We start from the raw sequence: 21,927 nt of genomic DNA, 5'->3' as shown, positions 1-21,927 counted from the left end.
ATACAGTTCATGACCTTGCAGATCTTTGACACGTTGTCGCGCCAGAAGCAGCCGCTTGCCCCCATCGAAGCGGGCCATGTGCGCATGTACGTTTGCGGCATGACCGTATACGATTACTGCCACCTCGGCCATGCCCGGGTGATGGCCGTCTTCGACCTCGTGCAACGTTGGCTGAGGGCGCGCGGGCTGCAAGTCACCTACGTGCGCAACATCACCGATGTGGATGACAAGATCATCCGCCGCGCGGTGGAACAAGGTGTGAGCGTGCGTGCGCTCACCGACCGTTTTATTGCCGCCATGCATGAGGACACCGATGCCTTGGGCATTGAGCGGCCCACGCACGAGCCGCGCGCGACCGACTACATCCCGCAAATGCAGGAACTCATTGCGCGCTTGTTCGATAAGCGCCTGGCGTATCAGGATGAGGCGGGCGACGTGGACTACGCGGTACGCGCGTTCCCAGGCTATGGGAAGCTGTCGGGCAAGGCACTGGACCAGTTGCACGCCGGTGAGCGTGTGGAAGTGGACACGGCCAAGCGTGACCCGCTGGACTTCGTACTGTGGAAGCGTGCCAAGCCCGAGGAACCAGCCGAGGTGCGTTGGACGTCACCGTGGGGCGAGGGCAGGCCTGGCTGGCACATCGAATGCTCGGCCATGAGCTGCGCCTTGCTGGGGGAGCACTTCGACATCCATGGTGGCGGCGCAGATCTGCAGTTTCCCCATCACGAAAACGAAATCGCCCAAAGCGAAGGGGCAAGCGGCAAGCCCTTCGTGAACATCTGGATGCACAACGGTTTCGTGCGCGTTGACGAAGAAAAAATGTCCAAATCACTTGGAAATTTCTTCACCATTCGCGATGTGCTGAAATTGTTCGACGCCGAGACGGTGCGGTTTTTCATCATCCGCGCGCATTACCGCAGCCCGCTCAATTACAGCGAAGACAACCTGCGGGACGCGCGCCATGCGCTGACACGGTTGTACACCGCGCTGCAGGACTTTCCCGAGGTGGCAGCCGTGCAGGACTGGTCCCATCCCATCGCCCAACGATTCAGTGCGGCGATGGATGATGATTTCAACACCCCCGAGGCTCTCGCCGTGCTGTTTGACCTTGCCGGCGAAGTCAACCGGACCCGTACGGCCGAACTTGCCGGGCTGCTCAAGGGACTGGGTGCCACACTCGGCCTGCTGCAACAGTCTCCGCAGAGCTTCTTGCAAGGGGGGGCCTCAAGCGCCAAGACCGATGTCGCCTGGATCGACGAGCGGCTGAGCGCACGTACCGAGGCAAAAAAGGCCCGTGATTTCGCGCGTGCTGATCAAATCCGCGCCGAGTTGCTGGAGCAAGGCATCGTGCTGGAAGACAAGCCGGGCGGTGTCACCGTGTGGCGCCGGGCGTAGCGTCGTGGCCGAGAATCCCAGCGTGGTGCGCCCCCCGTATTGGGATGACGCGTGCGCGCAGCTCATGCGCGCGGACCGTGTGATGCGCAAGCTCATCCCCGAGCATGGGCAGGCCCAGCTGCAGAGCCGCGGCGACGCCTTCCAAACCTTGGCGCGCTCGGTGGTCGGTCAGCAGATTTCGGTCAAGGCGGCGCAATCGGTCTGGGATCGCCTGCTTGTGCTCGTGGGACAAGCCACACCTGAGCGCCTGCTGCAGCATAAGCCGCAGGCGCTCAGGCAGGCTGGCCTTTCTCAGCGCAAATGCGAGTACCTGCAAGACTTGGCGGCAAAATTCGAAGCGGGCCAGGTGCATCCGCGACAGTGGGATAGCATGCCTGACGAGGCCATCATTGCTGAACTCGTGGCCATCCGCGGCATCGGCCGGTGGACGGCCGAGATGTTCTTGATCTTCTACCTCATGCGCCCCGACGTCTTGCCACTGGACGATCTCGGTCTGCAACGGGGGATCAGCCTGCGCTATTTCTCGGGCGAAGCGGTCAGCCGCAGCGATCTTCGTGAGGTGGCCGCCGCTTGGGCGCCTTGGCGCTCGGTCGGCACTTGGTATATTTGGCGAAGCCTCGACCCGGTGGCGGTTGAGTACTGATCACCATTCCGATACGCCAGATGTGCTGAGGCAAACGACGAAGCATTGCCACGCACCATGATTGGCGCACGCACCGCTCGCATTGCGGGCGTACCTTGCGGGGACCTACAACCATGATCAAAAAAGTTTTTCTCGATTTCGAACAGCCGGTGGCTGAGCTGGAAACCAAGATCGAAGAGCTGCGCTATGTGCAGGATGAATCGGCCGTGGACATTTCAGAGGAAATCGCACGCCTGCAGAAGAAAAGCCAGCAACTCACCAAGGACATCTACGCCAAGCTCACACCGTGGCAGGTGACGCAGATTGCCCGCCATGCGCAGCGTCCTTACACCTTGGATTATGTGGCGCAACTGTTCACCGATTTTCACGAACTGCATGGCGACCGGCATTTTGCGGATGACTTGTCGATTGTTGGGGGGTTGGCCCGATTCAATGGTCAATCGTGCATGGTGATTGGCCACCAGAAAGGGCGTGACACGAAAGAGCGGGGCCTGCGCAACTTTGGCATGACCAAGCCGGAGGGCTATCGCAAGGCACTGCGGCTGATGAAGTTGGCGGAGAAATTCGCGCTGCCCCTTTTCACCTTCGTCGACACGCCTGGTGCGTATCCCGGCATTGATGCAGAGGAGCGGAACCAATCGGAGGCGATTGGCCGCAACATTTTCGAAATGTCGCAATTGCGGGTGCCCATCGTCTCGACCATCATTGGCGAGGGGGGCTCGGGCGGAGCATTGGCCATCGCCGTGGCCGACCACGTGCTCATGCTCCAGTACGCGGTGTATTCGGTGATTTCCCCCGAGGGCTGCGCGTCGATTTTGTGGAAAAGCGCGGAGCGCGCACCGGAGGCCGCTGAGGCGCTGGGTCTGACCGCGCATCGGCTCAAGGCGCTGGGCCTGATCGATAAAATCGTCAGTGAGCCTGTCGGCGGAGCCCACCGCGACCCGCCTGCGATGGCGGCGAGCTTGAAGCGCGCTCTGTCTGAGAGTCTGCGTCAATTCCAGGACACCAAGCCTGCTGATCTTGTCAAGCAGCGCTACGAACGCCTTTGCGCATTTGGCAAGTTCCAGGACACCAAGGTTTCGCGTTAAGGCCTTTGCGGTCCCGATGCCGGCAAACCCGTCGGCTTTCTGAGCACATCGCTGCTGTTCCATGGTCCTAGCTGGCTCAGCCGCCCCGCCCCACTGGGCTGTCTTGAAGGCAGACCCGGCCCTGTCGGCCTTACGCCTTTTTGCCGGTGCGCGGCTCGATCCGCAAGCCAATGCGGTTCCGTTGGCCATCGCCTTTAGCGGGGGTGCGGATTCGACCGCGCTGCTTTTGGCGGCCTTGCACCTGTGGGGCCCGCAGCGCCTGCACGCGCTGCATGTGCATCATGGATTGCAAACCGATGCCGACCGATTTGCCGAGCATGCGCGCGGCCTGTGCGCTTCGTGGGGCGTGCCGTGCAGCGTGCTGCGCGTGCAAATCCCGGCGCGGCCCGGAGAAAGTCTGGAGGATGCCGCACGGGGCGCGCGTTACACAGCATTGACGAATGCAGCAGGCAAGCTGGGCTCGCGCTGGTTGCTTTTGGGCCACCAAGCCGACGACCAAGCGGAGTCGTTGCTCCTCGCCCTTCTGCGCGGGGCGGGTCCAAAGGGCTTGGCGGGCATGCCTGCTGTGGCATCGCGCGCGGGGCTCTGGTTGGGCCGTCCCTTGCTGTCCTGTGCAGCGGACTCCTTGAGGCACATGCTCGACGTGCAGGGTGTGCCCTACGTGCGCGATGCCATGAATCTCGATCCGGCGTTTCGACGAAGTCGCATCCGCCATGAGCTTTTGCCCGTCCTTGCGCGCTTGGAGCCATCGTGGCGTGCCACGCTGACGCGTGCGGCCAGCCTTTGCGCACAGGCCTCAGCTGGAATCGAAGAGCTGGCGCAACAGGATCTGGCTCGGTGTGAGGGCCCCGAAGGCCTTCGACTGGCTGCGCTTCGTGCCCTGCCCGAGGCGCGTTTGAGTGAGGTTCTGCGCCTTTGGCTGCGGCAGAGCGGGTTGCGCAGCAACCACGGACAGATCGTCAACCTTTGTCGACAGGTTCGGGCCACAGCGCGGGGAGCCGTGGCTTTGCAGGTCAGACTCGGGCAGGGATTGGTTGAGCGCCGTGGCCCCTGGCTGGCGCTGAGTGCCGGCACTTATGTGTCGGGCCATTGCGGGCTGCACGATGCACACGAGGGGAGCGGCTGCCTATAATTTCAGGTTTTCCTGAAACGGCAGCGCCAGGAGCGCGCATGCGCCGTGTCCATCCAACGCAATCATGGCGCTTATCGTCCAGAAATACGGCGGCACCTCAGTCGGGTCCGTCGAACGCATTAAGAACGTGGCCCGCCGCGCCATCAAATGGGCAGATGCCGGACACAAGGTCGTGGTGGTGGTATCGGCCATGTCCGGGGAGACCAACCGACTCATTGCGCTGGCTCGTGAAATCCAGCCCGACCCTGATCCGCGCGAACTCGACGTGGTGGCATCCACGGGCGAGCAGGTCACCGTCGGTTTGCTGGCCATGGCGCTCAAGTCCTTTGGGCGTGAGGCACGTAGCTACACGGGCCACCAGGTTGGTATTCACACCAACAGCGCTTTCACCAAGGCGCGTATCGAGTCCATCGATCAACAGCGCATACGAGCCGACCTGGACCGCGGCTTGATCGTCGTTGTGGCCGGTTTTCAGGGTGTGGACATTGAGGGCAATATCACCACACTTGGCCGTGGGGGATCCGATACATCCGGTGTGGCCCTGGCAGCCGCGCTCGATGCGGATGAATGCCAGATCTTCACGGACGTGGACGGCGTCTACACGACGGACCCGCGCGTCGTGCCTGAGGCAAGCAAGCTCTCCACCATTACGTTCGAGGAAATGCTTGAAATGGCAAGCCTCGGATCGAAGGTGCTGCAGATTCGTTCTGTTGAATTTGCCGGGAAATACCGCGTGCGCCTGCGCGTGCTGTCAAGCCTTACGCCCTGGGATATTCCGCTGGAGCAGGAAATGCGCAGCGGCACACTCATTACCTTCGAGGAAGACCAGAACATGGAACGAGCCGTCGTATCAGGCATCGCCTTCGCGCGCGATGAAGCCAAGATCACTGTGGTGGGTGTGCCAGACCGTCCGGGCATTGCCTATCAGATCCTGAGCGCGGTGGGTGGCGCGAACATTGATGTCGACATGATTGTGCAAAACCAGAGCGTGGCGGGTTTCACCGATTTTTCGTTCACCGTGGGACGTGGAGACTACGCACGCACGCTGGACATCCTCAAGACCAGCATTCAATCCCATATCGGCGCCAAGGAGATCATCGGCGACCCGAAGGCCTGCAAGGTGTCCGTCGTCGGTGTTGGAATGCGCTCCCATGCCGGCGTAGCCAGCAAGATGTTCCGGACATTGGCTGAGGAAGGCATCAACATTCAGATGATCTCAACCTCGGAGATCAAGGTCTCGGTGCTGATCGAGGAGAAATATCTCGAGCTGGCCGTGCGAGCCCTGCACAAGGCATTCGATTTGGACGAACAGGCGTCCTGACGCAATCGCGCCGGAGCCCTCAGCTTGCGTGGGATTGCGCCGCGCTGAGCGAAGTGAGCGTTGCAGCTGGTGCAGGGAAGGCGACCCGTGCACGCAGGCCCCGAGCGGGGAATCCAGGAGCGTGAGTTGCGCACCACTGCGCTCGGCCACACTCTTGACGATGGCCAGCCCCAGCCCACTGCCCCCGGGCGGGGCGTTCTCCCGCCGGTAAAAGCGGTCAAACACGCGCGGCCGGTCTTCCGGCGGAATGCCCGGGCCGGAGTCGTCCACCTCCAGCACTGCGTGGCTGCCTTCGCGCCGTACGCGCACGTCGACGCGCCCGCCGGCAGGCGTGTAGCGAAGGGCATTGTCAACCAAGTTGCGAATGAGCATGCGCAGACCGTTGGGCGGCGCGTCCACGAGAATGTCGTCGGCCTGCTCCAGCCCGGCGTCGACGCCGCGTGTTTGCGCCAGCTCCAGAGTGTCGGAAAGGGCCAGCCGGGCAATGTCGGTCAGTGATGTGGGGACCGTGGCGTCCTGGCCGTCGGCATCAGCACGGGCCAGCGCTAGCAGCTGTTCGACGAGATGCGTGGCGCGGTCAAGGCCGGAGCCCAGGCGCTGCAGCGCAAGCTGGCGTGTTGCTTCGTCCTGTGCGCGACCGAGCATCTGAATTTGCACCTTGAGCGCAGCAAGGGGCGAGCGCAGTTCGTGCGCAGCGTCCGCGACAAACATTTGCTGGGCATCGAAAGCCTGACGGGTACGGGCGAAGAGCCCGTTCATGGCGCGCACCACCGGCTGCATCTCGAGAATCACGGCCTTCGGCTCCAGTGGATCGAATGAGGTGGCTGCGCGGCTTTCCAGCTCCTGCGACAGGGCGCGCAGCGGCCTCAGCGATCGGCGCACCACCCAGGCGACGGCGAGCAGCAGCAGCGGCGCAATCAGCAACATGGGCCAAACCGAGTTGAAGGCGAAGGTCAGGGCCAGTGCGCGGCGGCTCAAGAGCGGCTGCGCAACTTGGATGGTGCGACCGCCAGCCTGCATGGAGAACACCCGCCATTGCTGGGTTCCCACATTCACGTTCGCATAGCCCAGAACGGCCTGGTCGGGCAGTTCCACCCGCGGACGCGAGACGTAGATGCGCTGACCATCAGGCGACCAGACTTGCACCACGTAGTCCACGTCGTCACGCGCCCGGCCTTCGGGGCCGAACCCAGGGAGGCCGAGGTCGCCGCTGGCCAACGACAGGGCGAGCTGCTGGAGGTGATAATCAAACACGGCATCCGCCTCGCGCATGGCGTTGTTGAACACAACCACGGCCTGTACGAGGGCCGCCAACAGCACGGCTGCCGTGAGCAGGATCAGCAGTTGGGCGCGAAGGGATTTCATGCTTCAGATCCTGCGTCGGCGGGTGCAGGACCTGGCGCATCGCGCGCGATCACATACCCCATGCCGCGGATGTTGCGAATGAAGTCCGCGCCCAGCTTCTTTCGCAGGCTGTGCACATACACTTCGACCGCATTGCTGGAGATCTCATCCTTCCAGCTGTAGAGTTTCTCTTCGAGTTGGGTGCGCGAGAGGATGACGCCGGGGCGCGCAATCAACGCCTCCAGGACCGCCCACTCGCGCTGTGAGAGCTGCACCGGCTGGCCTTCGAACGTGGCCTCGTGGGTGACCGGGTTCAGCCTCACGGGCCCATGCTCGAACACAGGCTCCGCACGACCGGCCGCTCGACGCAAAAGGGCTCGGATCCGCGCTTGCAGCTCATCCAGATCATAGGGCTTCAGCACGTAATCATCGGCTCCTGCATCCAACCCCCGAATGCGATCGTTGACCGCATCACGCGCCGTGGCGATGAGCACTGGGGTTCGGTCACGCCGCGCGCGGGCCTTCTTGAGCACCTGCAGTCCATCAAGTCGGGGCAGGCCGAGGTCGAGCAGCACCAAGTCGTAATGCTCGGTGCTCCAGGCCGCATCCGCCATATGCCCGTCGCGCACCCAGTCCACTGCGTAGCCCTCCCCGCGGAGGGCGTCGAGCACGGACTCGCCGATCATGACATCGTCTTCTACCAGCAACAGGCGCATGTGGGTATGTGGGTGGCGGCCAGCGGCATTGTGCATCACAAGCGTGATGCGCTGAAGTATGGTGCCTGGGCCTTAGACTGTGCTTAATCGCTCAAGTTGACACCACTCATCGGACGATGCAAAAGCCCCTGAACACCACTGCTGAAGTGCCCGCTCGCATGCCCCGCACAGTCTGGCTACTCGGCTGGGTGAGCCTGTTCATGGACATGTCATCCGAACTGATCCACGCCGTGCTGCCCGTGTACATGACCACGACATTGGGCCTGAGCATGCTCACCGTGGGGCTGGTTGAGGGCATCGCCGAGGCGACGGCCTCGGTGCTAAAGGCCTTCTCAGGGGCTCTTTCGGACCGGCTTGGCAAGCGCAAAGTGCTGGCAGTTCTGGGCTACGGGCTGTCTGCCATTACCAAGCCCTTGTTCCCGTTGGCATCCGGTGCAACCGAGGTCATCGCAGCGCGCTTCATCGATCGCATCGGCAAGGGCATTCGTGGCGCACCGCGCGACGCCTTGCTGGCTGATGCGACTCCCGAGGCGTTGCGCAATGCCGCCTATGGCCTGCGTCAGAGCATGGATACCGTCGGCGCGTTTCTCGGTCCGCTGGCCGCAATTGCCCTGTTGTGGTGGCTGCATGACCGCCTGCGTCTGCTGCTGTGGTTCGGCGTCGTGCCGGCTTTGATCGCCGTTGGCATTCTCGCTTTCGGAGTCCAGGAGCCCGCACATTCGCGCGAGCCTGATCGGGCCCACAGGCGCGCTGAAGCCGGCAGATTGCCCCGTTTTGCGGCAGCGCGTGGCTTGCCGAGCGCGTACTGGGGCGTGGTGGCTGTCGCCAGCGTATTCACGGTCGCGCGGCTCTCTGAGGCGTTCTTGGTGCTGCGCGGTCAGCAGCAGGGCGTAAAGCTGCTCTGGATACCGCTCGTGACCCTGGCATTTAGCTTGGTTTACGCGCTCAGTGCCTATCCCGCCGGCGTGCTGGCACAGCGCTTCGGACGGCGCGCGTTGCTGCTGTGGGGAGCGGCAGCATTGTTCGCATCCATGGTGCTTCTCGCGCTGCCGGGCATGCTGACGCTGTGGCTTGGCGCGTGCTTGTACGGCCTGCACCTGGGCCTGACGCAGGGCGTGTTTGCGGCAGCCGTGGCCGCCACTGCGCCCGAAGCGCTGCGCGGTACAGCCTTCGGTGTCTACTATCTGATCATCGGGCTGTTGCAGTTGCTGGGCAGCCTGGGCGCGGGGTGGTTGTGGCAGCACTTCGGTGCGCAATATGCCTTTGGCGCAGGCGCCGCACTCACTGCGGCGGCCATGCTTCTGGCCACGTTGAGGGCACGCTCGCTGAGCTGGCTGCGCTCCCGGTGAGGCAACCGGGGGACGCTGCAGATTTGGCTCGTCCTCGGCACAATAGCAAGTTCACGACATTTTCCCGGGAGACGACCATGAACACGACACACGCCATCCGCATCGAACGCACCGGCGGACCCGAAGTGCTGCAATGGCAGGAAGTGCCACTTGGTGACCCAGGGCCGGGTGAAGTGCGCGTGCGCCATGGCGCCGTCGGGGTGAATTTCATCGACGTGTACCACCGCACGGGGCTGTACCCCTTGCAGTTGCCTGCCGGGATCGGGCTGGAGGCGGCAGGTACGATCGAGGCCGTGGGCGAGGGTGTCGGGGGTTTTGCACCGGGCGACCGCGTGGCCTATTGCAACGGTCCCACCGGTGCTTACGCTCAGGCGCGGGTGATGCCGGCACGGGTCTTGGTGAAACTGCCTGATGCCATTGCCTTCGATACCGCATCGAGCATGATGCTCAAAGGTCTGACGGCACAATTTCTACTCCGTCGCACGCGCAAGCTGCAGGCCGGTGACGTCGCAGTATTTCACGCAGCCGCAGGCGGCGTCGGGTTGATCGCGGGACAATGGGCGCGTGCCTTGGGCGTGCAGCTTATAGGAACGGCCGGCAGCGATGAGAAATGTGCGCTTGCGCTGGCCAACGGATACGCGCATTGCATCAATCACCGGACAGAGGATCTGGTATCCCGGGTCAAGGAGATCACGGACGGCAAGGGCGTCGCTGTGGTGTATGACTCCGTGGGCCGCGACACCTGGGAGCGATCGCTGGCCTGCTTGCAGCCCTTTGGCCTGATGGTCAGTTTCGGCAACTCCTCGGGTCCTGTGCCGCCCGTTCTGTTGACCGATCTCGCCGCCAAAGGCTCGCTGTATGTCACGCGCCCCACGCTGATGACCCACATTGGCGATCGAGCCACGCTTGAGCAGATGGCCGCGGAACTGTTCGGCGTCGTGCTTGCGGGTCAAGTCACGCCCACCATCGGTCGACGCTTCGCACTGCGCGATGCCGCGCGGGCCCATATGGCGCTGGAAAGCCGGGAGACCACAGGCAGCATCGTGTTAGAGCCCTGATGGACCCGATGCTCGGGCGGCCGCCGTGGGGCGCGCCGTCTCATCCGGTTTGAGAGGGGTACACGCGCAGGCTGCCTGATTGGCGCCGCGGCGTATCGCAATGCCTTCGTCAAGACTTCAGGCGTGAGGCATGACCCTTGGCCGTGAGTGCAGTTCGGTCAGCGATCGGTCTGCAAGGGCGTGAGACTCGACAGGTTTTGCGGACACACGATGCCGCGATAGGCGTGCCAACTCGAATGTCCGATCAGGGGCCAAGCCACGAGCAGCCCGAAGCCCAAGGGGAGCATGGCGAGCAGGGTGATTACCGCCACGAGCATCGCCCACCACAGCATCACCGCAGGGTGCTCCAGGCATGCGCGCAAGCTGGTGATGGCAGCAGTGATGGCGTCGGCGGCGGGTCGGTCAAGCATCAACGGGAGCGACACTGCGCTCATGCCGAAGGCCAGCAGCGCAAACCCGGCGCTGGCACAGCCATAGGCGAGCATGAAGGCTCGGTTCGCCCCGTCCAGCAGCATGGAGAGCACGTTCGTATTCGGCACCAGATTGTCGGAAAACAGCGCAAAGACAAGCAAGGATGTGCGCGCCCACAACAATTCGATCACCAGCAGGAGACCGGCAAATAGGGCCATACTGCCCTTTGCCTGCCACCAGCACACAAGGCAGGGGCGCAACTTCGCCTCGGCGCCGATGGAACAACTGCGACTGGCCTGGATCAGTCCCATCGCGAGTGCTGGCCCCATCAGCAAGACGGTGCTTGCCAACATGAGCGTGTACTCGGGGCTGCGCACAGCGCTCAACCGGAACGCCCAGGCGACCAGGGTGAACATCAGTCCATAGCTCAGGCTCACCGCCGGGCAGCGCACGACGTCGGCCCAGCCCGCGCGAAGCCAAAGCAGCGGGTCACGCCAGGTCAGCGTGCACACAGAAACGGGCTGTCGGCGATCCCTTGCAAGGGGTTGGCGCTGCGCTTCCTCTGGTGTCATGGGCATCTCCTCCTCTGGGGTCTTGGAAAACCCTCAAGAGGAAGAGGCTATGTCGGGGTCGTTCCCAAAGCAAGTGGGGAAAATCTCAGGATCGACCCGAGTCGCGCTTGCGCTTGCGCGACTCGCGCCACTCGTCCAGGAGCAGCAGCCCCGCGCCGATCGTGATGGCGCTGTCGGCCACGTTGAATGCAGGCCAGTGCCATTGCTTGGCGCCCATGGTCACATAGAAATCAAGAAAGTCCGTGACGTGTCCCCACACGACACGGTCGGCGACGTTACCCAACGCGCCGCCGAGAATGAGCGCGAGGGCCAAGCTGAACAGCATGCGGTTGCGGTGGCGCGACAGCAGCCAGACGATCAGCGCGGACGCCCCAAGCCCTAACCCGGTGAACAGCCAGCGCTGCCAGCCAGCGGCCGCGGCAAGAAACGAAAAGGCCGCGCCGGGATTCTCGATGTGCACAATGTTGAAGAACCCGGTGACGGCGTGGCTGGCGTCAAGCGGCAGATCACGCTGCACGATCCATTTGCTGCATTGATCAAGCACCAATACGCAGGCGGCGACGATGAGCCATGGCCAAGCGCTGGCAGGCTCTGCACCTGCGTGGACAGGCGCGTGCTGAGGAATGGGGCGAGTGGGCGTGGTCGGCATCGGCTTTGGCACCATGGATTCTCAAGCGTGGCGGCGGGTTTCGCCCGACCCGCCAAGGTTGTCCGCGCAGCGCGCACAAATGCCCGGATACGCTGGATCGACGCCGATGTCCACTTCCCAATGCCAGCAGCGTTCGCACTTGGCTGCGCCGGCGGCATCGGCTGGCTGCGCCTGCACCGAAAACTCGCTGCCAGCACGCAGTGTGGCGCGCGACGTGATGAAGGCGAAGGGGAGTTCATCCCCAAGGCTGGCGAGCAGGCCGTGGTCCGGTTCGGGCGCAGTGATGTCCACCCAAGCCTGCAGCGACGAGCCGAGGCGGCCTTCGGTGCGCACAGTCTCCACGGCCTGATTCACCAAGTCGCGCACGGCGCGCAGACGGGCCCATTTGTCGAGAAGGTCGAGGGCGTCTGCGGGTTCGGGGACTGCGTGGTACGTTTCGACGAAGATGGTGCCGGAAGCCTGCGCCTGTTGCGGCGCAAAGCGGCTCCAGGCTTCTTCAGCCGTGAAGCTGAGGAATGGTGCAATCCAACGCAGCATGGCATGCGTCAGATGCCACAAGGCCGTTTGCGCGCTGCGCCGCGGCAGGCTTCGCGCGGGTGTGGTGTAGAGCCTGTCCTTCAGCACGTCGAGGTAGAAGCCGCCCAGATCCTCAGAACAGAAAGTCAGCAGGCGCGCGACGACCGGGTGGAACTCGTAGCGGTCGTAGTAAGCCAGAATGTCGCGCTGCAGGGCCGCGGTATGCGCCAACATCCAGCGATCGAGTTCGACCATATCGGCCAAGGGCACGCTTTGCGTTGTCGGGTCGAAATCGGCGACGTTGGCGAGCAGAAAGCGCAGTGTGTTGCGCACGCGCCGGTAATTCTCAACCACCTGTTTGAGTATGGCGTCGGAGATGGCGAGATCGCCCGAGTAATCCGTGCTGGCGATCCATAGGCGGAGGATCTCCGCGCCAAGCTTCTCGCTGACAACCTGTGGCGCGATGACGTTGCCTTGCGACTTGCTCATCTTGCGCCCGTTCCCATCCACGGTGAATCCATGGGTGAGCAGCGCCTTGTACGGCGCGCGGTCGAACATTGCGCAGGATGTCAGCAGGGAGGAATGGAACCAACCGCGGTGCTGGTCGTGACCTTCCAGGTACAGGTCGGCGGGCCACTGCAGTTGCGAAGCGTGGCTGCGCATGAGCACGTGGAAATGCGTGGTGCCCGAGTCGAACCACACCTCGACGATATCCGTCGACTTCTCATACTGCTCTGCCTCACTGCCCAGCCAGTCGCGCAGGTCAAGTTTGGCCCAGGCTTCCACGCCTCCTTGCTGAACAAGATCAGCGGCGCGGTCCATCAGCGCGAGCGTTTCAGGGTGCAGTTCGCCGGTACTCCTGTGCAGCAGGAAGGGCAGGGGTACGCCCCAGGCGCGCTGGCGCGAAATACACCAGTCCGGTCTGCCCGCGATCATGTCGCGCAACCTTGCCTTGCCGTTGGCGGGGTAGAAAGCTGTGTGCTCGATGGCGTCCAGGGCCGAGCTTCGCAAGCTGCGCGGCGCCTTGTCGACGGTGCAGACGCCGCCGCCCTCATCCATGCGCACGAACCATTGGCTGGCAGCGCGGTAGATCACCGGAGTCTTGTGGCGCCAGCAATGCGGATAGCTGTGTTGGATGTCCAGGGTGGCGAACAACCGGTCGGCTTGGCGAAGGCTCTCGACGATGATGGGCGCAGCCTTCCAGATTTGCATGCCCCCGAACAGCGGCAGCTCAGGCGCATAGCTGCCCTCGGCCTGCACCGGATTGAGAATGTCCTCGATGCGCATCCCATGCGCGATACAGGAGTTGAAATCGTCGACCCCGTAGGCTGGGGAGGAATGCACGATGCCCGTGCCTTCCTCGGCCGTCGCGTACTCAGCGAGATAAACGGGGCTGGTCCGGTCATACCCGGCATCGACGGCGGCAAGCGGATGTTTGAAGTTGATGCCGGCGAGGGCGCTGCCCTTGGCGGTCGCAACGATGTGGCCATCCATCCCGTAGCGCTGCAGGCAATCCTGAACCCGGGCGCACGCCAGCAGCAGGAGGCCGCGCGTGGTCTCGACCAAGCAATAGTCCAGATCGGGGTTGAGATTCAGCGCCTGATTGGCAGGGATGGTCCAGGCCGTGGTGGTCCAGATCACGGCGAAACTGGGCTTATCCAGTCGGGTCAGCCCAAAGGCAGCGGCAAGCTTGTCGGGTTCGGCGCACGCAAAACCGACGTCGAGGGTCTGGGACTTCTTGTCGGCATACTCGATTTCGAACTCTGCAAGCGACGAGTGGCAGTCAAAACACCAATGGACCGGCTTAAGCCCGCGATAGACGAAACCGCGTTCCATCACGTGTTTCAGGGCCCGAATTTCATCCGCTTCATTGCCAAAATCCATCGTGCGGTAGGCATGCTCCCAGTCACCCAACACGCCCAATCGCTTGAAATCCGCCATCTGTCCGGCGATCTGCTCGGCGGCATAGGCGCGGCTCCTGGCCTGGATCTCGTCGCGGCTCAGATTGCGGCCGTAAAGCTTCTCGATCTGGTTCTCGATTGGCAACCCATGGCAATCCCAGCCGGGCACGTACACCGCATCGAACCCCGCAAGCTGGCGGGCTTTGACAATCATGTCCTTGAGGATTTTGTTGACGGCGTGGCCCACGTGGATTTGCCCATTGGCATAGGGAGGGCCATCGTGCAACACGAATTTCGGGCGACCGCTGCGGGCTGCGCGCAGGCGCTGATATACCCCCTTCGCATCCCACTCGGTGATCCAGGCGGGCTCGCGCTTAGGCAGGTCCCCGCGCATTGGAAAATCGGTATCCGGAAGATTGAGCGTGGAGCGGTAATCGGGCTTTTTCTTGGGCGCTGTCGAGTCGGTCATGGCAAGGGATGCGCCGGGGTGCGCGTGGACGAATGAATGTTGGGATGCAGTGTCGATGAGGGCTCGCCGTCGAGGCAGCGCGAGGCGCGCAGCGCTGGAACGGCGTGCGCGTCAAATTCGGGATGCGCTGAGCTGGGATTGATTCGCTGCGAACCAGGCGCGCGCCTGCCGCACATCGCTTGCGATGGCCTTGGTCAAGGCTTGCAGGGTGTCATAGCGCGCCTCGTCGCGCAGTTTGTGCAGCAGATCCACGCGCACGAGTTTACCGTAGGCATCCCCATTCCAATCGAACACGTGAGTCTCCAGGAGCATTTGCCCCGTGTCATCCACAGTTGGACGCTGGCCGAGGCTCGCCACACCGTCCAGAGGCTGGCCTTGCAAACCGTGCACACGCGCCGCGAACACGCCCTGCGCGGCAGGCCGGGCATGACCGAAGCGCAGATTGAGGGTGGCAAAGCCCAAATTGCGCCCGAGCTTGCGTCCGTGCTGCACATGACCCGAGATGGCGTAGGGACGGTCGAGCAGACTCTCAGCAAGTCGCATGTCGCCAGCTGCCAGTGCCTTGCGCACAGCCGAACTGGACACGCGCTGAGCGTGCACTTCGTAGGCGTTCATGCGCGCCACGTCGAAACCCAAGCGCCCGCCTTGTGCATCGAGCAAAGCGTAGTCCCCGCCTCGGCGTGCGCCAAAACGAAAGTCATCCCCCACCAGCACGTACCGCGCGTGCAGGCCGTCCAGCAGCACGCGCTCAATAAATTCCTGCGCAGGCATCGCCGCCAGATGTTCGTCAAAGCGCAACACAACGGCGCGGTCCACGCCGCAGCGCGCCAGCTCCGCCAACTTGTCACGCAGGGGAGCAACGCGGGCTGGCGCCGTCTCGGGCCTGCCTTGCAACGCGGCGAAATAGTCGCGCGGATGGGGTTCAAAAGTCAGTACGCAGGACACCAGATTGCGGTGTCGGGCTTCGTTCACAAGCAAGGCAAGCATGGCCTGATGCCCGCGGTGAACACCGTCAAAATTTCCGATGCTTACGGCACTGGGCGTCGTCAAGGCAGCGTGATGAAAGCCGCGAAATAGCTGCATGAATTGCGTTGGAGAATGTGGGGCAGATCCGCCTTGTGGCACCAAGGCAACGGTGCCCAGATGGTCTGGCGGCGATTTGGCGCATGCCTTGCATAGAACACTTGCAAACGCGCCATTCGGTGTATAGTAAGCCCTGCAGTCGCTTCAAGACGGGCAGATTCTGCCTACAGTTAGGGTTAATTGGATCTCGATAAACCGGCTGGGCTTGTTGAAGATTTGCATTCTTCTTAATGTTCAAGATTTGAAAGGATGATTATGCCCACCGGCATCGTGAAATGGTTCAATGAAAGCAAGGGTTTTGGTTTCATCAAGCCCGACGAAGGCGGCGAAGATCTGTTCGCTCACTTCAGCGAAATCCAATCCAAGGGTTTCCGGACCCTGCAAGAAAATCAGCGCGTGGAATTCACCGTGAAGGCCGGCCCCAAGGGACCACAGGCGTCACAAATCCGCCCCATCTGAGTCTCTCCAGCTGTTTTTCTGCTTGCGGCCATGATGGAAGCATAAAGTTTCCGTCATGGCGTCAAGCGATGAAGAGCCGGCCTTCTGGGCCGGCTTTTTTTATGCGCCTCACGCTCGGGCTGGGTGGCAACACGTGGCGTAGGGCGCACATGAGGGAGGCCGCATGGTGGAACAGTTCATCCACGACTGGGGCTATGTGGCAGTTGCCCTGGGTGCCTTCGCGGAGGGTGAAACCGTGTTGCTGGCGGCCGGGTACGCGGCGCACCGTGGCTTGCTGGACTTCGGCTGGGTGGTGGCGATTGCCTGCGCGTCTGCCAGCGCCGGGGATCAGTTGTTCTATTGGATCGGGCGTCAGTGGGGCAGGCGCCTGATTGTGCGCGTTCCCCGTTTGGCCGCCCAGTTCCCTCGGGTCGGACGCTTGCTGCAGCGCTACCCCCACTGGGCCATTGTGGGGGTGCGTTTCCTGTATGGATTGCGCATCGCCGGGCCCATCACGATCGGCGCTGCAGGCGTGCCACCGCTGCGGTTCTTCGTGTTCAACGTCATCGGTGCGATGCTGTGGGCGCCGATGATCGCGGGCCTGGGATGGCTGTTTGGGCAGGCGTTGGCCAGCCTGTCGGGCCGGCTTCAGCACGTCGAAGCCGGGTTGCTGCTGCTTGTGGCGTTGATTGGCGCGATCTGGATGGTCGCGCGACGCCGCGCCGTACGCAGAGCGGCCTTGCGAGGCCCGGCATCGCGCGGAGACCGCTCTTAACGCAGGCCCATGGCCTCGCGTACGCCACGCATCGTTTCGCGCGCCGTGATGCGTGCCTTGTCACAACCGGCGTCCAAAATGTCGCGCACAAGCGATGGTTGGTCGAGGTAAGGCTGCGCACGCTCCAGCATGGGTTGCTGTTCGCGCAGGATCGCGTCAATGACCGGCTGCTTGCATTCGAGGCAACCGATTGCGGCGGTCGTGCAGCCGCGTTGCACCCAGTCGTGCGTGTCCGTGTCCGTGTAGGCCAAGTGGAATTGCCAGACTGGGCATCGCTCGGGATTGCCAGGATCCGTACGCCTGACTCGTGCAGGGTCCGTTGGCATGCGCTTGACCTTGTGCTCGACGACAGCGCGTTCTTCGCGGATGGCGATCGCGTTGCCATAACTCTTTGACATCTTGCGCCCGTCCAGACCCGGCAATTTGGATTCCGGTGTAAGCAGCGCCTCGGGTTCCCGAAGGATTGTGCGCCGCCCACCATCGATCTGGGCGCGCAATGCATCCTTTTCGGCGCGTGACAGCGGGCTGGCTGCGACCAAGGCGCGTGCCTCGTCGCGTTTTTCAATCAGGCCGTCCTGATCGGCGGCGCGGCGCAGCTGTTGCAACTGCTCGCGCGTCGCAGCGGGCAACTTGGCGGCGGCAAGACGCGCCTTCGCTTCAGTTTCGGGATCTTTGCCATACAACGCATTGAAGCGGCGGGCAATCTCGCGGCTCATTTCGATGTGCGGGATCTGATCAGCACCAACCGGCACCCAACGCGCTTGGTAGATAAGGATGTCAGCTGCCTGCAGCAGCGGGTAGCCAAGAAAGCCGTAGGTGAGCAGGTCCTTGTCCTTCAGATTCTCGATCTGGTCCTTGTACGTTGGCACGCGCTCGAGCCACGCCAGCGGTGTGCCCATGCCGAGCAGGAGAAAGAGTTCCGCATGTTCAAGGACCCGGCTTTGCACGAACAGGGTGGCCTTGTCCGGATCGACTCCCGCGGCGAGCCAGTCGATGACCATGTCATTGCTGTTGGCCGCGACCACCTCGGGCGATTCGTAATGCGTAGTCAGCGCATGCCAATCGGCCACGAAAAAAAAGCAGGTATGAGCATGCTGCAGTCGGGCCCAGTTTTTGAGCGCACCATGGTAGTGGCCCAGATGCAGTGCACCCGTTGGGCGCATGCCGGACAGAACACGCCCGTCCGGGTTCACAGAAGGGCTCGACGATTCAGAGGAAGCCATAGCTTAAGCGCAGTTGGATGTAGTCCTGCCCTGGGTTGGGGCGTTTGATCTCGGCGTTGGAGTAATGCGTCAGCCGCACGCCCAGAGTCCACGGTGTGTGATTGAAATGATGGAACGCTCCAATGGAGTCACCGAATTGATAGGCGGTCGAGATCCTCTTGCTGCCGAGGTGGGTGCCCGAAAACGCATTCGCACCGATCCCGAATTCCACTCCCGATTGCGGCGTGAGCCACCAGCGCACAAATGGCGTGAGCCCGACATGCCAGAGCGAGTGGTCGGGCGTACCGGAGGGCGCAGTGACTTGGCCGCCCGACGCTTCCAGAGTCAAGTCCAGCCTGCTGTGGCTGAAGTCGTGCGCCCAAAAAGGACTGGTCTGGTAGGCAATCGTGGTGTTGTGATAACCCTTGTACGCACCCCAAAGTGCCGAAAGCTCAGCGGCCTGTGCGGTTTGCACGCAGGCGCCTGCAATCAGGATGGAAGCAAGGAATGGCCGGACAGGAAATGTGCAGGAATGATCTCGAATGCTTGAGCGCATAAAAGGACGTTGGAGCGTTGTGTTCTGATGGAGATGAAGCGGACAGTTAGAGCAAGACCCGGAAGGGCGTCAACAGCAGGCTAAGCACGGCTTGGGTCAGCCCCATGAGCGGGATCAACCACACCGTGGTCACAACGCCGGTGAGAACCAGGGCCATCACGATGAAAAAACCATACGGCTCGATGCGTGATAGCGCGATGGCCTGACGCACCGGTAGCAGGCCAACCAGCACGCGGCCGCCGTCGAGCGGGGGGATGGGAAAAAGGTTGAACACGAACATCACGATATTGACCAGGACTCCGGCTCGGGCCACATCGTAGAAGTAGATTTCGCTGTCCCCGAGAGCGTGCAGGACGATGAGCGCCAAACCCCACAGGAACGCTTGGACGAAGTTGGAAGCGGGTCCCGCGAGGGCCACCCAGATCATGTCGCGCTTGGGGTTGCGCAGGGCGCCGAAATTCACAGGAACCGGTTTGGCGTAACCGAACAAAAAGTTTCCGCCGGTTGCGAAGTAAAGCACCAGTGGTACGAGAATGGTGCCAATGGGATCGATGTGCTTTGCCGGATTGAGCGAAACCCGGCCCATCATGTAGGCCGTGTTGTCGCCGAAGTGGCGCGCCGCGTAGCCGTGTGCGGCTTCATGCAGGGTGATGGCAAACAGCACCGGTAAAGCAAAGACCGTTACGGCCTGGATAAGTTGGTCCATGAATCGAGTTGTTGGGGCTTGAGGCCTATGCGGGGTGTGGAGCGGCAGGGTGCAAGGGGAAGATGTGGCGGGGATGTTGGCCTTAGATTTCCGCGCTTAGCCCCAGTGGGGCTAGTGCGCCGCGTCCCAGTCGCACGACGACGGGCGTATCCCCGGTCAGGTCGATCACGGTCGTGGGCTGATGCGGGCAGGGTCCAGCGTCCAGCACAAGCTCCACATGTTTTTCCAGGACGGCTCGGATCTCCTCGGGATCGTTCAGGGGGTCTTGGTGTGCGGGCATGATGAGGGTGGTGGCCAGAAGGGGCTGGCCGAGTTCGGCGAGCAGAGCATGGGTCACGGCATGCTCGGGTACGCGCACACCGATCGTCCTGCGCGAGGGGTGTGACACCCGTCGTGGGACTTCCTTGGTGGCCTCGAGGATGAACGTGTAGGGGCCGGGAGTGCCAGCACGCAGCAGGCGGAATTGGCGGTTGTCCACCACGGCGTAGGTCCCGAGTTCAGAAAGGTCACTGCAAAGCAGCGTGAGGTGGTGCTTTTCGTCGACTTGCCGGATGCGGCGCAGGCGTTCAGCCGCCGCTTTGTCGTCCAGGTGGCAGACCAGGGCATAAGACGAGTCGGTTGGAATGGCTGCGATCCCGCCACCATGGAGGATGGCCGCAGCCTGCTTGATGAGCCGTGCTTGTGGATTGTCGGGATGGATATGGAAATATTGCGCCATGGATGCAAGATAAGGGTGTGCGCGACTGGGTCGAGTTGTCGCCGCTAGTGCAGCAGTTCCCAGATGGGGGGCAGATCAGCCGGTAGCGCGGGCAGTTGGCCCAGATCACAGCGGCTTTCTCTGGCACTGTGGAAATCTGATCCGCGCGATGCACGCAGGTTGAATGCCAGCGCCAAGCTGGCATACTTGCGAAAGTCCGATGCCGTGTGGCTGCCGGTCATGACTTCCACGCCAGCGCCTCCCATTTCCTTGAAGCTCGAAAACAGCGCCCATTCCTCCGTGGGCGTGAATCGATAACGGCCCGGATGCGCGATGACGGCCTGGCCGCCAGCTGCGCGAATCCACTCGACAGCGTCCTGCAACGTTGCCCAAGTGTGTTCAACGTAGCCGGGCTTGCCTGGAGTGAGAAACCGGCCGAAGACCTCATGTGTGGTGCCACAGACGCCCTGCTCGACAAGGTAGCGCGCGAAATGGGTGCGCGAAATGAGCGCGGGGTTCCCCGCGTAACGGCTGACGCCTTCGTACACGCCGCTTATGGCGGTATGCTGTTCCAGCGCCTTGGCCATCAGGTGCGCGCGCGCATCGCGCCCGGCGCGCACCTGGGCCAGCCCGCCAAGCAATAGCGGGTTGGAGGGGTCGATTCCGAGGCCCACGATATGCACAGTTTGGTCGCCGACCGAAACGGAAATTTCAACTCCGGGCACGAAATGCAGGCCCAGTGCCTGCGCTGCCTGCGCTGCTTCATGCAGGCCGCCGGTTTCGTCATGGTCCGTGAGGGCCCAGATCTGCACTCCATTGGCGTGCGCGCGGCGCGCCAGTGCCGCCGGTGCGAGCGTGCCGTCAGACACGGTCGAGTGGCAGTGCAGGTCGGCATTGGCTGGTACGAGCATGGTGCCGATTCTAGGCTGCCGCGCAGGCTCGGCTTGGGGTATGGGTTTGGCCCCGGCGACGCCCGGCTTGGCAGATTGCACCCAGCCTGCTGCAATGGAGCCAATCCCCCGCATGACCAACGATCCTCATGAGCACAAACCGGCGCCCCACTGAGACCCCCGCCACGAATTGGCTGCGCACAAAGAAGGTTGCATTCACCTTGCATCCGTACGAGTATGTGGATCACGGCGGCGCAGCTTGGGGGGCCGAATGCCTGGGGCTGGACTTGCACGCTGTCATCAAGACTCTTGTCATGCAAAACGAGCAGGCCAAGCCTTTGGTGGTGCTGATGCACGGGGACTGCCAAGTTTCGACAAAGAACCTGGCCCGGGCGATCGGTGCAAAGAGTGTTCAGCCCTGCACTCCAGAAGTGGCGCAGCGGCATAGCGGATATCAAGTCGGTGGCACGTCCCCCTTTGCGTTGCGCAAACCCATGGACATTTACGTGCAGGCCAGCGTGTTGTCATTGGCGCGCATTTACATCAATGGCGGGCGCCGCGGGCTGCTTCTGGGCATCCAGCCTTCAGTGCTGCGTGACTTGCTGCAGGCCCAATCCGTGGAGTGTGCTCTGCCGCTGACTTGATGAGGCATGCCAGGTCCCGCAATCGCAGTTGGCGTCGCGCAAAAGGGCTGGCGGCTTGTCATGAACGCTCCCGCCGCGCAACGCATGGCGTTGTCGCACGAGGGGGCACTTGAACGCGGCCTGCGTAGGCCGGGTGTCAGGGCGAAGGTGGCAGCACGCGGCATCGTCCTGGACGTCGAATACGCGTTGACCGAGCCTGAGGCTGCGCGCAGGATCGCGGCATTGAGGCCGGATGTGGCGCACGCAAAGTCCCATCTGTTTGCCGTGCTTGGATCCAGAGCAGCAGGAATCAACAGGCGCAGACCTCCCGCTGGGCCACCTCCTGCCCGGACGGCTTCGCCGATGTGACCCTGGGCGTCGGATCGGGCTTGG

General features: G+C 62.7%; 21 protein-coding genes. 10 read left to right on the top strand and 11 right to left on the bottom strand.

Annotated features, from left to right (window positions below; translation table 11 throughout):
- Nucleotides 1-9: 9 nt before the first annotated feature.
- The 5 genes from cysS (at nucleotide 10) to CD04_RS0108780 (ending at nucleotide 5,579) form a co-directional block, all read left to right on the top strand.
- Nucleotides 10-1,395, top strand: a complete 1,386-nt coding sequence (gene cysS / locus CD04_RS0108800) for a cysteine--tRNA ligase (RefSeq protein WP_031405984.1) — start codon at nucleotides 10-12, stop codon at nucleotides 1,393-1,395.
- Nucleotides 1,396-1,459: 64 nt separating this feature from the next.
- Nucleotides 1,460-2,038, top strand: coding sequence for a DNA-3-methyladenine glycosylase (locus CD04_RS0108795; protein ID WP_197033119.1), 579 nt, complete (start codon nucleotides 1,460-1,462; stop codon nucleotides 2,036-2,038).
- A gap of 116 nt (nucleotides 2,039-2,154) precedes the next feature.
- A complete protein-coding gene (locus CD04_RS0108790; RefSeq protein ID WP_031405980.1) occupies nucleotides 2,155-3,126 on the top strand; it encodes an acetyl-CoA carboxylase carboxyltransferase subunit alpha in 972 nt (323 codons plus the stop codon).
- Between the two features lie 103 nt (nucleotides 3,127-3,229).
- Nucleotides 3,230-4,258 carry a tRNA lysidine(34) synthetase TilS gene (tilS, locus tag CD04_RS0108785; protein ID WP_197033062.1) on the top strand — a complete coding sequence of 343 codons (1,029 nt, stop codon included), beginning with the start codon at nucleotides 3,230-3,232 and terminating at the stop codon, nucleotides 4,256-4,258.
- 64 nt (nucleotides 4,259-4,322) lie between these two features.
- On the top strand, nucleotides 4,323-5,579 hold the full coding sequence (locus CD04_RS0108780; RefSeq protein WP_031405977.1) for an aspartate kinase: 1,257 nt from the start codon (nucleotides 4,323-4,325) through the stop codon (nucleotides 5,577-5,579).
- Here the strand turns inward: CD04_RS0108780 and CD04_RS0108775 are convergent.
- The gene (locus CD04_RS0108775; protein ID WP_031405975.1) at nucleotides 5,475-6,944 is read right to left on the bottom strand and encodes an ATP-binding protein; all 1,470 of its coding nucleotides are present in this window, start codon (nucleotides 6,942-6,944) and stop codon (nucleotides 5,475-5,477) included. The two genes, CD04_RS0108780 and CD04_RS0108775, sit on opposite strands and share 105 nt — an antisense overlap.
- Nucleotides 6,941-7,639, bottom strand: coding sequence for a response regulator (locus tag CD04_RS0108770; protein ID WP_038167647.1), 699 nt, complete (start codon nucleotides 7,637-7,639; stop codon nucleotides 6,941-6,943). The genes CD04_RS0108775 and CD04_RS0108770 overlap by 4 nt, the downstream gene beginning before the upstream one ends.
- Before the next feature lie 116 nt (nucleotides 7,640-7,755).
- Here CD04_RS0108770 and CD04_RS0108760 point away from each other — a divergent pair, with 116 nt between their 5' ends.
- Nucleotides 7,756-8,988: an MFS transporter gene (locus CD04_RS0108760; RefSeq protein ID WP_031405971.1), complete on the top strand. Its 1,233-nt coding sequence runs from the start codon at nucleotides 7,756-7,758 to the stop codon at nucleotides 8,986-8,988.
- 77 nt (nucleotides 8,989-9,065) lie between these two features.
- A complete protein-coding gene (locus CD04_RS0108755) occupies nucleotides 9,066-10,046 on the top strand; it encodes a quinone oxidoreductase (protein WP_031405969.1) in 981 nt (326 codons plus the stop codon).
- Nucleotides 10,047-10,204: 158 nt separating this feature from the next.
- Here the strand turns inward: CD04_RS0108755 and CD04_RS0108750 are convergent, their stop codons facing one another.
- From CD04_RS0108750 to CD04_RS0108735, 4 genes are all read right to left on the bottom strand, one after another.
- The gene (locus CD04_RS0108750) at nucleotides 10,205-11,029 is read right to left on the bottom strand and encodes a DUF2189 domain-containing protein (RefSeq protein WP_051849249.1); all 825 of its coding nucleotides are present in this window, start codon (nucleotides 11,027-11,029) and stop codon (nucleotides 10,205-10,207) included.
- A gap of 85 nt (nucleotides 11,030-11,114) precedes the next feature.
- Nucleotides 11,115-11,678 (bottom strand): signal peptidase II, encoded by a 564-nt coding sequence (gene lspA, locus CD04_RS0108745; RefSeq protein WP_081857989.1) that lies wholly within the window; start codon nucleotides 11,676-11,678, stop codon nucleotides 11,115-11,117.
- A 21-nt stretch (nucleotides 11,679-11,699) separates the two neighbouring features.
- Nucleotides 11,700-14,564: an isoleucine--tRNA ligase gene (gene ileS, locus CD04_RS0108740; RefSeq protein WP_031405962.1), complete on the bottom strand. Its 2,865-nt coding sequence runs from the start codon at nucleotides 14,562-14,564 to the stop codon at nucleotides 11,700-11,702.
- Nucleotides 14,565-14,675: 111 nt separating this feature from the next.
- Complete coding sequence (locus tag CD04_RS0108735) at nucleotides 14,676-15,647, bottom strand: bifunctional riboflavin kinase/FAD synthetase (RefSeq protein WP_031405961.1); 972 nt, start codon at nucleotides 15,645-15,647, stop codon at nucleotides 14,676-14,678.
- Nucleotides 15,648-15,902: 255 nt separating this feature from the next.
- Between CD04_RS0108735 and CD04_RS0108730 the strand changes: the two genes are divergently transcribed.
- Together CD04_RS0108730 and CD04_RS0108725 are read left to right on the top strand one after the other, a co-directional pair.
- Nucleotides 15,903-16,106 carry a cold-shock protein gene (locus tag CD04_RS0108730; RefSeq protein WP_031405959.1) on the top strand — a complete coding sequence of 68 codons (204 nt, stop codon included), beginning with the start codon at nucleotides 15,903-15,905 and terminating at the stop codon, nucleotides 16,104-16,106.
- A gap of 163 nt (nucleotides 16,107-16,269) precedes the next feature.
- On the top strand, nucleotides 16,270-16,860 hold the full coding sequence (locus CD04_RS0108725; protein ID WP_051849046.1) for a DedA family protein: 591 nt from the start codon (nucleotides 16,270-16,272) through the stop codon (nucleotides 16,858-16,860).
- Here the strand turns inward: CD04_RS0108725 and CD04_RS0108720 are convergent.
- From CD04_RS0108720 to CD04_RS0108700, 5 genes are all read right to left on the bottom strand, one after another.
- Entirely contained in the window at nucleotides 16,857-18,083 is a 1,227-nt protein-coding gene (locus CD04_RS0108720; RefSeq protein WP_051849045.1) for a tryptophan--tRNA ligase, read from the bottom strand. The two genes, CD04_RS0108725 and CD04_RS0108720, sit on opposite strands and share 4 nt — an antisense overlap.
- The gene (locus CD04_RS0108715) at nucleotides 18,070-18,537 is read right to left on the bottom strand and encodes an acyloxyacyl hydrolase (protein WP_231480507.1); all 468 of its coding nucleotides are present in this window, start codon (nucleotides 18,535-18,537) and stop codon (nucleotides 18,070-18,072) included. Before CD04_RS0108715 ends, CD04_RS0108720 begins: the two co-directional genes overlap by 14 nt.
- A gap of 127 nt (nucleotides 18,538-18,664) precedes the next feature.
- Complete coding sequence (locus CD04_RS0108710; protein WP_031405951.1) at nucleotides 18,665-19,324, bottom strand: site-2 protease family protein; 660 nt, start codon at nucleotides 19,322-19,324, stop codon at nucleotides 18,665-18,667.
- A gap of 82 nt (nucleotides 19,325-19,406) precedes the next feature.
- The gene (locus tag CD04_RS0108705; RefSeq protein ID WP_031405949.1) at nucleotides 19,407-20,042 is read right to left on the bottom strand and encodes an L-threonylcarbamoyladenylate synthase; all 636 of its coding nucleotides are present in this window, start codon (nucleotides 20,040-20,042) and stop codon (nucleotides 19,407-19,409) included.
- Nucleotides 20,043-20,086: 44 nt separating this feature from the next.
- Nucleotides 20,087-20,932, bottom strand: a complete 846-nt coding sequence (locus CD04_RS0108700) for a 3',5'-nucleoside bisphosphate phosphatase (protein ID WP_031405947.1) — start codon at nucleotides 20,930-20,932, stop codon at nucleotides 20,087-20,089.
- Nucleotides 20,933-21,060: 128 nt separating this feature from the next.
- On the opposite strand from CD04_RS0108700, the gene CD04_RS0108695 reads away from it, so the two are divergent.
- Nucleotides 21,061-21,555: an aminoacyl-tRNA deacylase gene (locus CD04_RS0108695; RefSeq protein WP_031405945.1), complete on the top strand. Its 495-nt coding sequence runs from the start codon at nucleotides 21,061-21,063 to the stop codon at nucleotides 21,553-21,555.
- Nucleotides 21,556-21,927: the final 372 nt, after the last annotated feature.

The organism is Thiomonas sp. FB-Cd (assembly GCF_000733775.1).
Lineage (GTDB): Bacteria > Pseudomonadota > Gammaproteobacteria > Burkholderiales > Burkholderiaceae_C > Thiomonas_A.
Note: the sequence above shows the minus strand (reverse complement) of the source record. Positions and strands in the feature narration are given on the sequence as shown.

Excerpts from the sequence above, each read along its gene's own strand:
- cysS (WP_031405984.1), top strand. The coding sequence starts at position 10 with ATGACCTTGCAGATCTTTGACACGTTGTCGCGCCAGAAGCAGCCGCTT.
- CD04_RS0108795 (WP_197033119.1), top strand. The coding sequence starts at position 1,460 with ATGCGCGCGGACCGTGTGATGCGCAAGCTCATCCCCGAGCATGGGCAG.
- CD04_RS0108780 (WP_031405977.1), top strand. The coding sequence starts at position 4,323 with ATGGCGCTTATCGTCCAGAAATACGGCGGCACCTCAGTCGGGTCCGTC.
- CD04_RS0108775 (WP_031405975.1), bottom strand. The coding sequence starts at position 6,944 with ATGAAATCCCTTCGCGCCCAACTGCTGATCCTGCTCACGGCAGCCGTG.
- CD04_RS0108770 (WP_038167647.1), bottom strand. The coding sequence starts at position 7,639 with ATGCGCCTGTTGCTGGTAGAAGACGATGTCATGATCGGCGAGTCCGTG.
- CD04_RS0108760 (WP_031405971.1), top strand. The coding sequence starts at position 7,756 with ATGCAAAAGCCCCTGAACACCACTGCTGAAGTGCCCGCTCGCATGCCC.
- CD04_RS0108755 (WP_031405969.1), top strand. The coding sequence starts at position 9,066 with ATGAACACGACACACGCCATCCGCATCGAACGCACCGGCGGACCCGAA.
- CD04_RS0108750 (WP_051849249.1), bottom strand. The coding sequence starts at position 11,029 with ATGACACCAGAGGAAGCGCAGCGCCAACCCCTTGCAAGGGATCGCCGA.
- lspA (WP_081857989.1), bottom strand. The coding sequence starts at position 11,678 with ATGCCGACCACGCCCACTCGCCCCATTCCTCAGCACGCGCCTGTCCAC.
- ileS (WP_031405962.1), bottom strand. The coding sequence starts at position 14,564 with ATGACCGACTCGACAGCGCCCAAGAAAAAGCCCGATTACCGCTCCACG.
- CD04_RS0108735 (WP_031405961.1), bottom strand. The coding sequence starts at position 15,647 with ATGCAGCTATTTCGCGGCTTTCATCACGCTGCCTTGACGACGCCCAGT.
- CD04_RS0108730 (WP_031405959.1), top strand. The coding sequence starts at position 15,903 with ATGCCCACCGGCATCGTGAAATGGTTCAATGAAAGCAAGGGTTTTGGT.
- CD04_RS0108725 (WP_051849046.1), top strand. The coding sequence starts at position 16,270 with ATGGTGGAACAGTTCATCCACGACTGGGGCTATGTGGCAGTTGCCCTG.
- CD04_RS0108720 (WP_051849045.1), bottom strand. The coding sequence starts at position 18,083 with ATGGCTTCCTCTGAATCGTCGAGCCCTTCTGTGAACCCGGACGGGCGT.
- CD04_RS0108710 (WP_031405951.1), bottom strand. The coding sequence starts at position 19,324 with ATGGACCAACTTATCCAGGCCGTAACGGTCTTTGCTTTACCGGTGCTG.
- CD04_RS0108705 (WP_031405949.1), bottom strand. The coding sequence starts at position 20,042 with ATGGCGCAATATTTCCATATCCATCCCGACAATCCACAAGCACGGCTC.
- CD04_RS0108700 (WP_031405947.1), bottom strand. The coding sequence starts at position 20,932 with ATGCTCGTACCAGCCAATGCCGACCTGCACTGCCACTCGACCGTGTCT.
- CD04_RS0108695 (WP_031405945.1), top strand. The coding sequence starts at position 21,061 with ATGAGCACAAACCGGCGCCCCACTGAGACCCCCGCCACGAATTGGCTG.